The organism is Sphingobacterium sp. SYP-B4668, from assembly GCF_027627455.1.
Taxonomy (GTDB): Bacteria; Bacteroidota; Bacteroidia; order Sphingobacteriales; family Sphingobacteriaceae; genus Sphingobacterium.
In genome coordinates, this window is the sequence record NZ_CP115483.1 from 4,827,365 (window position 1) to 4,844,688 (window position 17,324).

At 42.7% G+C, this 17,324-nt stretch carries 8 protein-coding genes; all 8 read right to left on the bottom strand.

Going from position 1 to position 17,324, the window contains the following annotated elements; all coding sequences use genetic code 11:
* Positions 1-86 precede the first annotated feature (86 nt).
* Positions 87-2,933: an alpha-L-rhamnosidase gene (locus OQ289_RS19790; RefSeq protein WP_270088475.1), complete on the bottom strand. Its 2,847-nt coding sequence runs from the start codon at positions 2,931-2,933 to the stop codon at positions 87-89.
* A gap of 9 nt (positions 2,934-2,942) precedes the next feature.
* Complete coding sequence (locus tag OQ289_RS19795; RefSeq protein WP_270088476.1) at positions 2,943-5,243, bottom strand: alpha-L-rhamnosidase-related protein; 2,301 nt, start codon at positions 5,241-5,243, stop codon at positions 2,943-2,945.
* A 10-nt stretch (positions 5,244-5,253) separates the two neighbouring features.
* On the bottom strand, positions 5,254-6,984 hold the full coding sequence (locus OQ289_RS19800) for an alpha-L-rhamnosidase-related protein (protein ID WP_270088477.1): 1,731 nt from the start codon (positions 6,982-6,984) through the stop codon (positions 5,254-5,256).
* 148 nt (positions 6,985-7,132) lie between these two features.
* Entirely contained in the window at positions 7,133-9,946 is a 2,814-nt protein-coding gene (locus OQ289_RS19805; protein WP_270088479.1) for a family 78 glycoside hydrolase catalytic domain, read from the bottom strand.
* Between the two features lie 157 nt (positions 9,947-10,103).
* Entirely contained in the window at positions 10,104-11,165 is a 1,062-nt protein-coding gene (locus tag OQ289_RS19810) for a carbohydrate-binding protein (protein ID WP_270088480.1), read from the bottom strand.
* A gap of 38 nt (positions 11,166-11,203) precedes the next feature.
* A complete protein-coding gene (locus OQ289_RS19815; RefSeq protein ID WP_270088481.1) occupies positions 11,204-12,169 on the bottom strand; it encodes a DUF1735 domain-containing protein in 966 nt (321 codons plus the stop codon).
* A gap of 25 nt (positions 12,170-12,194) precedes the next feature.
* On the bottom strand, positions 12,195-14,204 hold the full coding sequence (locus OQ289_RS19820) for a RagB/SusD family nutrient uptake outer membrane protein (RefSeq protein WP_270088482.1): 2,010 nt from the start codon (positions 14,202-14,204) through the stop codon (positions 12,195-12,197).
* A gap of 14 nt (positions 14,205-14,218) precedes the next feature.
* Entirely contained in the window at positions 14,219-17,317 is a 3,099-nt protein-coding gene (locus OQ289_RS19825) for a SusC/RagA family TonB-linked outer membrane protein (protein WP_270088483.1), read from the bottom strand.
* Between the last annotated feature and the right edge of the window lie 7 nt (positions 17,318-17,324).

Consider the following 17,324-nt stretch of genomic DNA (forward strand, 5'->3'; position numbering starts at 1 on the left):
CAAAAATAACACATTGCATTTAAAAAATGATGCATTTGGCTTAGATTTGATTCGCACCGCTTACAGTATGTCCATAAAAGAACCGATTATTTCTCCATACTGACTTGATAATTTCCTGAGCCAAGCTTAATTTTAAAGTATTTTCCTTCTTGTGCTACACTTTTCACCAATTGACTTTTCGAAATCAATTCACCATTCAGGTAAGCTTTTGCCAATGAAGGGATTTCTAAATAAAAATAGACGGTGGTATTCACCGGAACTTCAAAGAAATGTGATTTTTTCTGACCTGAATAATCCCACCCACTCTTGATGACTCCGGCAATAGAGCGATAAGAGCCACTGACCTTACTAACGTCCATATCTTTACTGGGTATTTCGGGCTTAATGATGAAAGATTGAAAACCTCTTTCGAGGGGCTTAATACCAAGCATATTCTCAAACATCCATTCATTGACAGCGCCAAATGCATAGTGACTAAAGGAGTTCATAGCCGCATTGTGGACAAAACCCTTATCCTTAATATAACTATCCCAGCGCTCCCAAATGGAGGTGGCACCATTCAGCACTTCATATCCTAAAGAAGGATATTCTGTACTTAGCAAGAGGCCATAGGCTTTGTCCGAAGATCCAGTCATGGACAATGCAGGCAACAGGGGTTTGAATCCCAAAAAACCGGTTGTCAATTTGTTGCCATTGCGCTCGACCAACTCCCGCAGATGTCCACCTGCTTTCTGAAAATCAACCGAATCCAACACACCCATATAAAGCGCGTTTGCATAGGCTGTCTGGGTATGACCCGAAAATCCATTTTGCCCTTCTACATAGCCTGCTCCGTCCCCATATGATGCTTGGTTGACCTTAAACTGACCGTCCTGAGTATAATAGTTAACAAAAGCTTTTTTAATAGCTAGTGCTGTATTACTATATTTTGTAGCCAAATTCTTTTCACCAATCCCCAAGCACATTTCCTCCATTAGCTTCGCACAGTAGAAATAGTATAGTGTCGCCAAAAGGTCTGGTCCTGTTTTAGCTCCCACAGAAAGCCAATCTCCAAACCCTCCCTTTGGTTCAATTTCTTCAAAACTGCCCTCACGGAGTAATCCGTCGGCATTGGATTTGCTTTCTAGAAAGTCCATAAATTTGTTCATGTAGGGCAGGGACTCCCTTACGACCCGGGTATCATTATAGGCCCTAAATAACTCATATGTACAGATAATACCAGCCTCTGACCATCCAGGTGAATAGGTATCAGACTGTCTTATGGCTGCCTTTCCATCTACACCGACGGGCATAGGTGCATAGATAGGGAACGCACCATTTGACCATTGTGCGTCATTCAAATCCCGAATCCACTTTTTGTGAAAGACTGCTATATCACTATTGTAAGCTGCTGATCGGATATACACTTGTGCATCTCCTGTCCACCCCAAGCGTTCGTCGCGCTGAGGACAATCAGTAGGGATGTCCAAATAATTGGCTCTTTGTGTCCAGACAATGTTGCTGTAAAGCTGATTCAAAAGACTATTATCTGTCTCCAAATGTCCAGCGGTATCCAAATCAGAGCTCATCACCAAGCCCATTAAAAAATCTTTGTCTGGAGCTGAGGTCAATCCAGACACTTCAACAAATTGAAACCCATGGAACGTAAAACTGGGACTCCACTCCTCAGCACGACTATCTCCTCTAAGAATATAGGTGTCGGTAGCGCGGGCACTTCTAAGATTCTCCGTGACCAATCGTCCATCTGGATGTAGCATCTCTCCATATCTAAATACGAGAGAATCATTGGCTTTGCCCTTCACTTTCAGCTTTACAATCCCGGCAAAATTTTGTCCAAAATCCACAATGTATTTCCCATCATCTAATCTGTTAATCGTTTTTATGGGTAGCTCCTTGACTACTCGCACCGGATGACTCGGATAGAGTTGTATTTCACGTTGTTCTTTATCTGCAAATACCTGTATAGGATCCCAATCCGAGTCATTGAAATTAGTATTATTCCATCCAACCTTCTCTTTTCGTGCATCATATTTCTCTCCTTGCAAAAAATCGGACTCACGGACAGCACCAGTGGATGCCTTCCAGCTTTCATCGGTAATGATGACTTGCCTACTTCCATCTTCAAACATAATCTCCACTTGTGCTTTTAAAAGTGGCACATCTCCATAAAATGCCCGCACTTGCTTACTGCCAACAAGCAAGGCATAACCGAGGTATCCTGCATACCAACCATCGGAAAGGATTGCCGCAAATGCATTTTCACCGTTTTGGATATAAGGAGTTACATCGTAAATATTGTAGTACACCCTCTTATTGTAGTCCGTCCATCCAGGAGCAAAATAATCCTGACCAATTTTGGTTCCGTTGACGAAAAATTCATGAATCCCAAGAGAAGACACATACAATCGAGCGGATTTGACTTTCTTTGCTATTCGTTCCTTTTTTCTCAAGTATGGAGAAGGGGGTAAATGGTAAGTACCCTTCGACGCTAGCTGATTCAAATCATATCCGACCCACTTGGCTTTCCAATCACCTTTGTTCAATAGCCCCATTTCCCAGGAACTAGCGCTGCTCCAACTGCCGACTTTACCATCGGTACCCCAAACCCTCACTTTCCACCAAACCTGTTGACGGGAATTAAGTTGCTTTCCTCCGAATTCTATATGGTTGGTCTGTGACTGCTTTACTTTTTTCGTATCCCAGATATCGCCTATATCTTTTTGTAATTTGTCTAAAGAGGAAGAAACGATTAATTGATATGCAGACTGATACTGTCCGTATCCCTTTGAGGAGAGCTCCCAACTCAATCGCGGAATCCGATCGTCCAAAAAAGGTGTCTTTTTATATTCCGCTCTCAGATTTACCGGCAGCATATCTGCGGCTAGCAAGGGAATAGTGAACTGCAATAGAATAAATAAAATACAATGTCTCATCTCTATAATTTAAAAACCAAAGTCAATTGTCCAATGTCCTAGCGGTAGCACTATACTTTTGCTTTCCTTATCGTACACTACACCCAGCTTTTTGACAGCCTTTTCTAGGTCATTATTATTAATTAATATCTTTTTGATAAAATCCGAGGGGGTTAAGACTACAGCTTTAGTCCCTGCTGGCACCGTCAAGTCTATGGAGCGTCTCTCCGCAGTATTGTTGACAGATACTTCTATTACTCCTTTCACTGTCGATACCTTAGCTTTCGCAAAGGAAACATCTCCCATTTGAGGAGCGACTTGAAAGAGTGAATACCCGGGTTGAAGTGGCTTGATGCCACATAATTCACTGGATAGAATAGTGAGTCCGCCACCACTCCATGCATGGTTTACTGTACCACCACCATACCCCTCATTGCCAATTCCCCAACCTTCAAACAGTGTGGAGAAATACGCATTGTTGACCATGGGTGCAAATCGCTTTTTATGTCTTCTGTTGGCTAAAATGGGTTCATTCATTTTGTACATCGCTTCGAAAACATATTTCTCCATATAGGGGCTCGCGTGTTCCTGATTTGCAAAGACTTTTAAGATTGGAACATATTTATTTCTATCTGCAATGCCGGCTAGAACCGCTAGTGCATGTACCCTGTCGTCTGTACTCTTTTTATACAATGGATCCCGATACTCACTTCCATTCCAGAAACGCGTATTGAACACCTCCTTGAAATGTTGCATCTCTTCTAAAAGTTTCTTGGATTCGGAGGTGTATCCCAACTCTTTTGTCGTCAAGTAACTTCCCTTGAGTGCTAAATAGTACCAGAGATTATACAATAACAACATATCTTTATTCTCGCCCCAATCGCCCCATTGCCAACCGCCTTCCCGCAGCAATACTAAACCGTCTTTATCTTTCTCCCATAAGGATATGTATTTTCGAATACCAGGATACAAATCCACAAGGATTTGTCGATCTGCGGTATGCATATAGTATGTCCACAAACCGTAGTAACCAATACTAGCCAAAATCTGATCTGGAAGTTCTTTATCCCAATTACCCGCAGGAATCGGAGCGAACAAGGTACCATCTTCTTTTTGCCAATGGATAAGTTCGTAAAGCCATTTCTTTGCCAAGGCATGCGACTTAGGACACAAAGCGTAAAAAGCCTCTTGCGCTTCCAGTACCGCATCTCCAGTCCACTGTGCTCGCTCGCGATCTGGACAATCCATATAGGTGTCGCGCATCGTAACATATAGGGTCCGATTTGCTTTCTTCCACAAGTTATTGAAAAAGGGATCTGAAGATTCAAAGGCTCCTGCAAAATCAGTATCATATCCTGTTTCCCTATATTTCAAACTATGGATTCTAGCATTTGCCGGAAGTACAAAGTACATAAGGTGTCCATTCATCCAGCCTAAGCTCTCATATTGTTGACGTCCCCCCTTTGTGATATATGTTGCTCGAATATTTTCCGTAGAGCCATTGTAGGTTGAATAATTGTCTGTAAAGAGCTTAATCAAAATACCCGCTTCACTCTCTATATCGAAATAGGGCGTAAACTGCATATTATAGGGCAGCTTACAAATAACAGTATCTCCCTTTCGAATGATGGAGGAAGGCGCAAACTCTTTGAGCCCAAAGTCCTTCCAAAGCGGGATTGGCCTTTTTACAAGATGGTTCCATGGAGCTATCCCTGGAGCACCGTAACTGACAGCCTTACCAAAGCCGGCAGGATTAGCGGTGGTCAGATGCCAAGATGTATCTGCTTGGCGAGCATCAAATAAAATATTAGACTCGGCAAGTCTAAAATTTGGGACAGCCCCTGCAGCTGTTTGGTATTCTTTGAGCTTTTGGACTAGCCATGTACTATCACTGACAATCGTAGTAGCATCGGTTTGCAAATCAAATAAGAGACCCAACTTGCCGCTACTATTGTGGGAGAATCCATGCTTACCAAAGTACCAAACTTTGACAGCTATTGTATTCGCCCCCTTTATAAGATAGTTTGACAAATCTACTTCATCAAAATATGTATCGTTCTTATTCGGTCCTCTTTTTAGGCCTCCTTCGAAAACAACAAGTTTGTCATTAATGTACAACCAGTATTTACTATCCACAGCAATTCGGGCGACTGCTTTTTTGGGTACGGCTTTCATTTGAAAATCCTTCCGAAAAGCAACCCAAGAATTCGCAGTATCGGCCTCATTGGTTCCCAAACCAATCCATTTAGCTTTCCAATTTTGTCCAAATAAGGGATTGTTGTGGGTAAGCACAAGTATCAGGCACCATGCGAAAACTTTGATCTTTGTCATGAAAAGGTTCTTACTTTATTATCCGAACTTCTTTAGGAGCTTTAATCTCCGAAACGATTTTCCCATCCTTATTTCGCGTATGCTTTACACGAATAACACCGTATTTAGTGGGATACGTTCCTTCTGCATAGGTGAGGTTCCCAAGATGAGGTTCAATTTTATATTCTCGACCTCCCGGTTTGAGTAATTTTATACCCAATATATGTTCGGATAACCAGACAGTAGGCCCAGAGGCCCAACCATGACAAAAGCTATGGCGATGTCCTACATAACAATATGCACCAAAATCACCATGGATATCTACCTTACCTGCTGGTACCAACTCATCGATACGAGAAGCATTGGGCAACCAATCCATGTTAAAGTCTTCCCAAAAAGTAGTCGCTCCTATATCAAGCATCGCTCCCCAATACTCCGAAATGATATCCATGGCTTCCTGATATTTGCCTGCCTTGGCCATGGCCTCTAACATGTAGTAACCATAGAATGTCGAGAAATTCTTTGCTCCACCGACCTTCAAGACATCGTGATAGGCCTTATCAGCATCCATCAAACCTGTTAGAGATAAAAGGGCAGCTGCTTGTTTAGAATTATGATGATCGGGAACATATTTTCGCATCTCTTTAACGGTAGACTCACATATTGCTTTTGTCTCCATGTCTTTTAAGATTTCGCTAATAGCAGCGGCTCTTTCGAGTGCGAGAATGGTCATCGCCTGCAATCCCGCATGGACGGCTACTGAGTCTTCGCTTGATGGCCAATCCAAAAACCGGGTTCCATCCATTTGTTCTTTTCCGTCTTTAACTTTGTTTACAATCTGCTTCACAAGTCCTTGCAAATAGGATTTCTGTTCTGTGAGGTATGCTAAGTCACCATGGTGCATATACCAATCGTGATGCAAGACAATCCACCACATTGAATACGTGCTAATTCCACACATCCATCCTGGCAATGCAGTAGCATCTCTCGCTAAATCTAGACTTTTAGGAACGACTTCATTGTATCCAAATACCGTATTTATGGTGGCTACTTCCGGATGTAAATCCCCGACCCATACTAGACGATCTCTTTTGATGGCATCCCATAAGTAATCTTGCATATTAAGATGAACGGTATAGGCTCCTACATCCCATATTTTATTCAATCGTTCGTCACTACTCTTGAACGACCCTAAATATGGGATATCTCTATAGGTAAATACAGCCCTCACTTCACGGAGATGCAGCTCTGCATTTGGATCCAAGAAATCTATCCGTACAAAACGGAAGCCCGACTCCCCTGTTTGATTTTTCCCCAACCAAGGCAGCTGCATCTTAAAATCGCGCATCGCATGATCATTGGTAGCCCCTTTCTCGCCAATTTCAGACATCGCCTCACTGACGGACTCTCCAAGTCTTATGCGTACATTTCTAGGCGTATTGCCACCTCCCCACATTCCAGTGACCAACTCGACCGAGCCACTCAGCTCTTTGCCAAAATCTAAGAGGATACTACTTGTCGATTTATCACCATTCTTCAATATGACTATTTTTTCATTGGTCAAACTGGCCTGACCATCGCCCGCTATGAGAAGATTTTCAACACGTCCCACCTGTCCTTCAGACCAAATAATACGAGTCGGATAGACATACTCGCGCGTCAGTGGGCTGATGTGCTTCTTATCATCACTTAATTTCATCTGCGCTAAACAGGGGACTGTTAGCAATGTAAAAGACAACAGGTGCAATAGTATCTTGGGCATAACGTTCATAAAAAGAGCTTAAGGTTTATCAATTGATATCTGAACGTTAAATATATGAATTAGGAGATCGATTACTATCCTGCCCTTACATGCAAATGGCAGTGAAGCCCTTGAACTTCACTGCCATTATTGTTAGCTTTTTCTTTTTTTAAAAGGAATAGTTCCCCGATTGCAATTCATAGACAATCTTGCCCTCTTCGGTTGGCAACTTTGCAATTACCCCTTCCCTTTCTACGATATTCACCGCATCGATAGCAGATAGCTTGAGGAGACAGCTTGTATTAGGCGGGACTACGAGCGATAATGTAAGTTTACCATTTTCTCGCTTCCAATGGTGTTTAATTAATCCAACAGGGGAATCAAAACTAGCTTTGACCCACTTGATATTAGCCTCTCCAGCGATAGGAGGTTCGATAATAAATTGAGCGTACCCTGGTTTCTCCAATTTGATTCCAGCCAATCCATCCATATACCAAGCCCCAGGATATAAGTACGAACTGTGCAATAGGGAATGTCCGGGTAAGTCTTTCTCCCACATTTCCCAAATGGTGGTAGCGCCATTATCTTTCATGAATCCCCAACTCGGGTAGGAGGTCTGGGAGGTCATGCTGTAAATTAAATCATTTCGTCCTTCGTTTCTTAGCCACTTGAACAATAAAGCGCCTCCTGTTATCCCACTATGGATGTGTCCATTTCGATTGATAAGAATCTCGTTTTCTAAGCTCTTGATTACCTTGCGCTTCTCGGCAGGTGGCACGACATCAGCCAATAAGGCAGCGGCCAGATTGGCCATAGACCCATCAGCATATATTCCTTTTTCTTTGTTATAAAACTTGTTGTTGATGGCAGTGCTGGCCCGATTTGCTTTCTCTTCCCAATTTCGCGCTTGACTATCATCCCCTATGACATGCGCAATCTTGGCAGCCGTCCTCAGGTTGAAAACTCTATATGCGTTATTTAGACAGAGTGTCTCTGGTTTATCATTGTTCATGCCTTCGGCGGTAGCATTGGGCCACAACCAATCACCCAAGAAATCCCACGTACCGCCAAATCTTTTCATTAAGTCCTCTTCGACATTCGAATCCAAAAATTCAAGCCAATTCTTAATCAATCCGTAATTTTCGACCAGCGCATTCTTATCTCCATAGTGCTGATACATAAACCATGGTAAAGTGACTACAATCCCTCCCCAAGCCGGACCTCCTCCACCCCAATAAGTGGGTGCTGTATGTGGTAAAATCCCATTGTTGAATATTCGTCCGCTCGTCACTCCTTTTCGCGCATAGTTCTTGTCTCGCATATTTCCCACCATGGGTTCTGTTCCCTGCACATCACGCCAATCCTGCATCCATTTCGTGTAAAAGGCTCCCAATTGATAATTTAATATTCCAGTCTCACTCGTGGCGTGTGCATCACCACCGTATCCCATACGCTCACGTTGTGGACAATCAACAATGAAGCCGCCTAAAGAAAGATTTTCATAGGTCCATTTAATCTTATTGTACATCCAGTTTTGTAAACTATCCGAACATTCAAAATTTCCTGCATCAGCGTAATCGGTACGTACCAACCATCCCTTTATATCTGCCAAAGTAGGCTTATTGCGCAGCCCTTTAATGGTAATCCACCTACCCGAGCTATAATTAAATCTATTTTTGAAAACGCCTGTTCCCTGCTGTCCCATGATAAACATGCTTCGCATATTAAAGGTCATTTCCTGTTGCTCCCGCTCCGAATAATAAAACCTAATCGTATCGCCAGGTTCTCCCTTCATTTTCACCTCCGTCCACCCCGCAAAATTAACGCCCATATCTACCCGGTAAGTACCGTCAGCTTTTTCCTCTATAGCAATTGGGCGTATCTCGGCTTTCCTACGATTGCCCATAACGTTCTGCGCTGAAAATATCAGATTCAACGGATAGACGCTAACCGCATCCCAATGGCTATCGTCATACAATAGGGTATTCCAATTGTCTTCGCGCTTTCGATCGTCCCATAATTCACCACCCATTTGCCCAAAGTCCCACACACCCAACAACTTGTTAGGTGATTGTTTTATTTTCCAACTTGAATCTGTCAATAGGGTATGGATAGGTTGGCTATTGTCATTCAACATTCCTTCTCCATATATTTTCATTTGTGCAGAGACAAGGGGGAGCATAGGCCGCGAGCCATCAATATCATACCCTGCAAATATAGACCAAGAAGTCCCCAACCAAATACCAATCACATTTTTGCCCTTAGTTAGATATGGGGCAATATCATATACTACATATCGTGCGCGTTTGGTATGATCTGAAACAACAGGGGCCATGACCTCGTCACCGATTCGCTTTCCATTGACATAAACCTCGTGAAATCCGATAGATGCAACATATAGATTGGCCTGTTGTGGCTTTTGGGAGATTTCGAAGACCTGACGTAGCCACGGATCCCAAATATTACAATCACGTTGAGTGGGATCAAAGACCTCATCCCCGCCTATCCATTCAGCTTCCCATTCGTTGGGATCGAATAATCCCGAGCTCCAATGCGCCACATCGCTCCAATCGGACACAAGACCTTTTTCATCCTTTACCGCGACTTTCCAATAGTAGGACCGATCTGAAATCAGTGCCTTACCCTCATAAAGGATTTGATTCATCGCGGAAGATGGTATCCAGCCCGAGTCCCAGATGTCACTGACATCTTGATGAAGCTTCTTCTCTGCACTTGCTACAAGTATCCGATAGGCTTTTTGTTTTTTCGCAAATACATCTTCCTTTTTTGTTTCTAATACCCAACTAAACCTAGGCTTCTTGATATCGATACCAATAGGAGCCTGAAGATACTCCACTTGGAGCCGAGTCGGAATTAAGGGTGATTTTTTCTTTGCAAAAGCAAGGGTAGGAATAAACAAAAGTAGGAAAAGACAAAGCTTCGCGACGTTGCTTAATGTTAATGAAATCTTATCTAACTGCATAAATATAAAATTAATAAATCGAATTGTCATTTCTTAAAGGGACGGATAATTAACAATATGTGTTGTAGTGAGTAGGAGACAAGAACGGGAATCTTCAATTTCCTCAAAAGGACCTTGAAAATTCCCGTTCAGATCAATAGACCCAGATAGGTATTCCTTATTTCTTTGTAAATCGAAGTGCACGAAGGTTAAATCCAGAGACTTCGATATAAAACTTAATCTTATGTTTTCCCTCAGTAAGGTTTAGAACCAAGGGTGTACTGGGGGTCCATTGCCAATTTGACCAACTGCCATTACTTGGCACGGATACGGTACCGGTCTCATTTTTACCATCTACTTCAATCCTGTAGCTGCTCGCCGCTGTAGCTGATAAAGAAACATTGACGAGATATTCGCCTGCATCTTTTACTTCTACAGTGTATTGTAGCCACTCTCCTGCATTGATGTAGCCGAGATTTATTCCATCGCCTTCTATTTCTACAGGTAAACTTTTGGTATCCCCGTTTGCCTTTCTGTAGTTATCCTGACCTAAAGGATTACCTACATCATCATGAAAAGCATAACCCAATCCACCAAAATCAAAATTGGCGGCGGGCAATTCATAGGGTTGGCTCGCTTGGAGAACATGTGGCCCCTTAAAAGGACTGGTAAACGAGACATCTACCCGTACCTTCCGCTCAAAAGCACCTATGCGATAGACAATGTTAGTGGCTCCTTCGCTAACAGCAACAATCTCCCCCTTCTCATTCACAGTCGCAATTTTACTGTCTTCGGAGGTCCAGTTTCCTACTGTCACATCATTGGCATCATCTGGAATACGTGTGATAATAATATTTTTTCTGTTTTCTGGCATCATTTCCAAAGAATGTTCGCTCAGCTGTACATCTTGAAGCGGGATACGAACTATTGATGTGACCGGAACCCTCAATTTAATATCACCACTGCTCACTACTATATCGGTAGTACCTGCTCCAACAAGCTTCACAAGGCCATTATTTGCAACCGTGGCCACGGATAGGTCTTCACTTGTCCATGCAAATTGATAGGTTCCGTCGGTGGGGCTTGCTGCCAGCTGTATCTCTTCTCCCACAAAAGCTGATATCGATGGCTTATTGACATAAATATTACGTTCAACTTCCGTCCGACTATAATCGTCGCATCCGACAAATAAAAGAAACAAAAGTATACAGCATGTGTATTTTATGATTTTAGGCTTCATATTCTTTATTTTTATAATAAGTATATTAATGGAAGTGACTATTGTTTTTCATCTTCCTCCTTAAACTCCAATCTCAGTTCCTCTTTCATTTCATAAGTGGTATTTCCAGAAACGAAGTTGTAACGCAATAAGAATGTTTTGTAGGTTTTAAAGCCGTCATCTTCTATTCTAAATGTATTGGGAAAATCTACATCACCATCCACTTGGTTTACCTGCATATTTTTATACGATGTAATCTTTACTTTGTTATCCTCTCCAATGGTGAGAACAATCGCCGATTTATTAAATACATTGACATCTGAAGCATAAGCTTCACTACCCGCCATGATGCGAACGCTATTCTTGGTAAGGGGATGCATCACTTTTGTACCCGGCATCTCCAGTTCATAGGAAGCTCCCTGAACCCTATACTTCCCTCTCATATTATATATCGTGTTGCCATCGGCCTGGGCCCATTGATTTTTGGTCCTCACCTGATACAGAATAAAGCTCTTTTCGGGGTTGGATTCATAGGAAGAATAGGACTCGACACGAAGTGGTATGAAGTAGGATGAATCAGGTGAAAGACCATCCGGCCTGATGCGTATTGGTAGTCTACCACTGATATCTCCTGCGGCAATAGTGAATTGATAACTTTCGATGTCAAACTTGCTAGTAGGCAAAGGCCGTACATACTTCGAGACATCGGTATCATAGTTAATCCTATTAAATGCATCGATTAAAGAAGGGTCCTGTACGAGCTTGACAATAATATCTTTCTCCGTTGGTTCCGTACCGCCGAGTGAAGCTGCTACATACCCAGTAGACTCCTCTCCTAGCTTGTGAAACTTTCGAGAGACATTGTCAGAAGCACTAATTAAAGCAAAGACATTCTTATACTGCTCTTTTTCGAAAACTTCGTCATTTTTACACGACTGCATACTAATGGTCAACATTATAGCACACCACACCCTATTTTGACGGGATAGTGTGGACCAATATCTGGATTTCAAGATGTTTCTCATGATATATAAATATTTTTTTTAACCATTAATCTTCCCACCCTGGATTCTGATCTAAAGATGGTAGTATCCTCACTTCTTTAAGAGGTAGAGGTAACAGGGCTAACTTTTTGCTCACAATCCGAGCTCCTATTCTAGAGGTATTAGGGATGACTTTGTTAAAAAACACTTCCTTAGACCCCTCTACGTTCATGCCTCTAATAGGTTCGCTTTCGACTTGTTCCATGATGCCCCATCTCCGAACATCATAGTATCTTCTATTTTCAAAAAGAAACTCTGTCATTCGTTCTTTTTCGATAATGTTTTGAAAACTCTTTGCGTCCTCATTGCCGTTGATACCTGGTAATCCTGCACGGTAACGAATAGGATTAAATGCCTTTCTTATTTGGGCCATGTCGCGCGAAAAGGTCTGTTGTTGGCCGTCAACTTCTATCGTGTGGCTTCCAGTAAGGTTGTTCAAAGCCTCTGCATAAGACAACAGAATCTCTGAATAACGAATGATTGGGAACGCTTTTTCCATACGCCTTGCATTGGTACCACCCCAAGCATCAGTTGGATGAATGAATTTTTTAATAACGTAACCTGTAATGGGGAAGTCAGTAGGAGTACTCACGCCTCCTTTACCGTTGGGGGAATCAAAATAGTATTCAATGGTCTGATTATAATAGCCAGACGACGTAGAGGAGCTCATCGGCCAAAAACAGCCACTAAACCCTACACTTGCATAAAATCTGGGCTCTCGATTTCTATACATATTACTCACGTTGGCATTCAGGCGATAACCAGAGAATACTTTGACCTCATTGGTAAATCCACTTTCTTGATAAGGATACGCTGCACTTGAATTGTTGATCTCGCGACCGTCTATCATCAAATAATTGTCAATAACCTTCTGTGTCAAGCTCGTTCCATTCCATCCGTCTACTTTTTGCGGAAACGACATTCGAGTACTTTCCACGATGCCATTGCTACGTCTTGCCCACACATATTCAGGATTAACGGGGATGACCGCCTCTCCGTTGAACATTTCTGAATATGACCGATAGGGATCGATACCGTTGGCTCCTAACGGCCATTGTTCATAATAATCGGGATCGGATGTGACTCCTTGTGGTAAGGCTGGGGTTTCTCCATCGGCAGGCACCGTATGTAGTCTATACAACCCAGTTTCTCCAAGATCAATCAATCGCTTAGCTGCTGCCGCTGCAAGCGCCCAACGTCTCTCATCATATACCTGGGAGACATATTGCTTGTTGTCTGTCGATCTTCTCCAATTTCCAAAGTAAGCGCGCGCTACTTCACCGCCATTGTAAAGTGGGCTGGCATGAAGCAAACGAATCCTGGTGATTAGGCCATATGCCGCTCCTTTTGTAGGAAGACCAAATTCAACCAAAGAAACAGAGTTCGGCAAAAAGACAGAAGCCTCCTCCAATTCTTTGCAGATATACTCGACAGCTTCGTCATAAGTACTGCGTGGACGATCATATGCATCAAGAGTAGCATTGGATTCGATAATTTCATCTTCGAGCAAAATGGGAGGGCCAAAGTCCACAAGAATATTGTAATAGGCATAGGCCCGTATAAAACGTGCATTGGCCAAGATGTCGAACCGATCTTTGGTGGTCATATCTTTTGCTTCATCGATTCGGGTAAGGATGGTATTGCATTTACGGATAATCCGATAATAAAGCCCCCAGGTATTGAGTGAATACAAACTGCTAGCATTGATTTCACCAATCGCAAAGCGCATCCCATTGTAGCCATGAGTGGTGAGGAAGGCTGTAAATGCCTCATCAGTAGCAAACGGCCCCGGTGTATGACTATTATTTTGTAAGTTACCTTCATCCGGAAACATCCCTGCAGTTCCCCAGAGATAGGCTTTCACATAACGCGTTTCTGCAAAGACAGAATCTAATTTCAACTCATCACTGAAATAATCGTCTACACTGAGGAAATCTTTACATGATGAAACCAGGAGTATGCTCACCAAGATGATTGGAAACCACACTTTTCTATATAATAATCCGAATACTTTCATAGCTATTTTCATTTTTACAGATTAATGTAGAGTTGCAAAATATAGGTAGTTGGAATAGGATATACTTCCCCATTCCTATAGGCCAATTCTGGATCGAACAATTTCACTTTGTCCCATAAAAACAGGTTATTTGCGACAAACTGCAAGTCGATAGAGGATATCTTCAATCGCTGTAATATCGGTGCCTTCAAATTATAATTAACATTCACCTCTTGAAGGCGAAGGTACCGAGCATCCCCTTTCCAAAAATCGGACAATTGTGCATTGTTTTCATTGTACCCGTATGCCAATCGAGGAAAGCGTGCATTGGGATTTTCGGCTAGTGCCGGATCCATACCATTTGCAACCGCATACTCTCGAGGTATCCATCGATTAGTGGGATCGTTCGCAATATCTAACACATTACCATTGACTCCGCTAAAAAACGGGACATAACCTGTTCCTATTCCATTACCGGCATAGAAGAAATCCGTCTTTCCAGTTCCTTTAAACAGTACGCCGACCGTGAATTTTTTGTAGTTAAACTCACCACCAAATCCATACATTAATAATGGATATGTGCGATGAGTTAGGGGCACCCTATCATCGGTATTGACAATTCCATCGCCATTGATATCCCGATATTTGATATCTCCTGGCATTACTTTACCAAACTGTGCAGGACTGTTGTCTACATCATCCCAATCTTTGAAGAGCCCGATAGATTGATAGCCTCGTATAGCACCATAAGGATATCCCGAAATCTCTTGATAAGGATACTTCGGGTTAGCTTCTTCCCAATTCTGGATATTATTTTTCGAAAAAGTGAAATTACCGCGTACAGTAAAACTCATATCGTCTGTTAGCTTTTGCTTAAATGACCCAGTACCATCTGCTCCGTAACTTTTCATCCGACCCACATTTCCAAAGGGCATGGTCACCAAACCTGCATAGTCAGGGACCTGCACCCGCTGCATAAAAATACCGTTGCGCTGATCGTTAAAAAAATCCACAATGAAGCTTAGCTTATCATTGAAAAAGTTCACTTCCATCCCGATATTAGATTTGACGGCCTTTTCCCACTGAAGGTTATCAGCCCCAATAACCCCCTCGTTAACAGCCTCCAACAAAGCAGAAGACCCCCAAGGACTGCTAATATATCGATTCACCATGGTGAGGTATGGGAATCTGCGATCGTTGGTAATGCGGTCATTACCAACGGACCCATACGAACCTCTAAACTTAAGGAAGCTGATCCACGGCATATGGTCTTTGACAAATTCATAATTGGAGGGAACCCACCCTGCAGCTACCGATGGGAAAAAGCCGTATTGCTTGCCCGGTTGAAAATTCTCGGAGCCCGTATATCCAAAGTTTACATCCACCATATAAGTATCCTTGTAACCATAGGTCAATCGGCTTGACACTCCTTGGTAACGGATTGGAATGGCGCTCAAATTATTATTTCCCTCACTTACTTTCTTTTGATCACTTAAATAGTAGTATACCAATGCTGATGTACGATGGTCATCCCCTATTTTCTTATCATAGTTCAAGGTACTTTCAAAATGGTATTTCCGATATTGGTCTGTACCTTTTCCATACGACACGGTACCTGCTTGTACACGTTCAATGGTAATGAGCTCGCCTTCTTGATCACGACCAACAGCTTGAAACAATGCCGGAGATATTAAACGGCTCTCATTAAACCAACTCACCAAGTCATAGGCTCCTTGTGCGCGAATCTTCAGACCATCTAAAATGAACGAAAGCTTCTGATCCAATGCCAATGTGAACTTACCTCTATATTCTTGACTTGTCCTGCGTCCCATATGATTGATCATCACCAAAGGCGATCTCAAGGACCCCGTAGTTGATGTAGCGGGAAGTTGTCCATTGGAATATTTTATGGGAAGCAGTAAAGGGTTTAGATTGGACTGCGCATACCATATCAAGTCGGTATTGGCCACTCCTGGATTGTTATTAACCGCTAAAAAACCATCTGTTCCAAAGTAAAGGGTAGATGTTGGGGATAGCTCCAAATCGATGTTTGCACGATAATTGTATGTTTTGTATCCCGTGTTGGCAGCATATACACTACTTTTATCATATTTATAGGCTGCAGTTTCGTTGCTTCCTCCAAGACTGAGGAAATAGCGGGCCACTTGGGCGCCCCCGCGTGCACTGGCATAGTAACTCTGTCTAAAGCCATTTGGGCGCAATACTTCATTTTGCCAGCTAACATCGGGATACATATCCCGATCAGTCCCATCTTGAATGATATCCAACTCCACGTCCGAATATATGGGAGATTCACCTCGTACGACTCTAGCCTCGTTGGCCAAAGCTGCATAATCGCGAGCGCGAAGGTAGTTGGGTAGCCTGGTTAAATGAGACAGTGTAAAATTACCTCTCCCTGTAATACTAAGCTTACCCGCTTGTCCACGTTTGGTGGTAATCAATACCACGCCATTCGCTCCGCGGACACCATAGACCGCAGTAGCGGATGCATCTTTTAGGATGGAGAAACTCTCGATATCGGCGGGGTCTATTGAATTGATATTTCCTTCCAATCCATCGATCAACACCAAGGCACTAGAATTTGCACCAAATGTACCTATTCCTCTCACCCAGAATTCGGATATATTTTTGCCTGGTTCACCACTAGATTGTAAGGAAATCACCCCAGCTGCTCGCCCTCCCAACAAATTTGCGATAGAGACAGCTGGGGTCTGTAAATCCTTAACATCGACACTGGTTACAGCTGCCACATTTGAAATCTTGCGCTGCTGCCCAAGGCCGACTACCATTACCTCCTCTATCTCTTGGGCTTTTACAATGAGTCTAATTTGAATGTCCTTTTTCTCTTCCGTAGCCAGGTACTCAACCGCATCATAGCCCACTGACTTAAACACGACCATATCCCCCTTTGACACTCTGATACTAAATTTTCCTTTGGCATTGGTTGTTGTTCCGATACTAATCTTGTCTCGAAGATATATAGTAGCTCCTTCGACAACCTCTCCTGCATCGTCATAAACGGTGCCCTCAATATGAAAGTTCTTTTGCTCTTGGGCAAAAAGCATCGTGGATACTGACAACAGTACCCCCAATATAAACACTATTTGTCTCATAATTTTA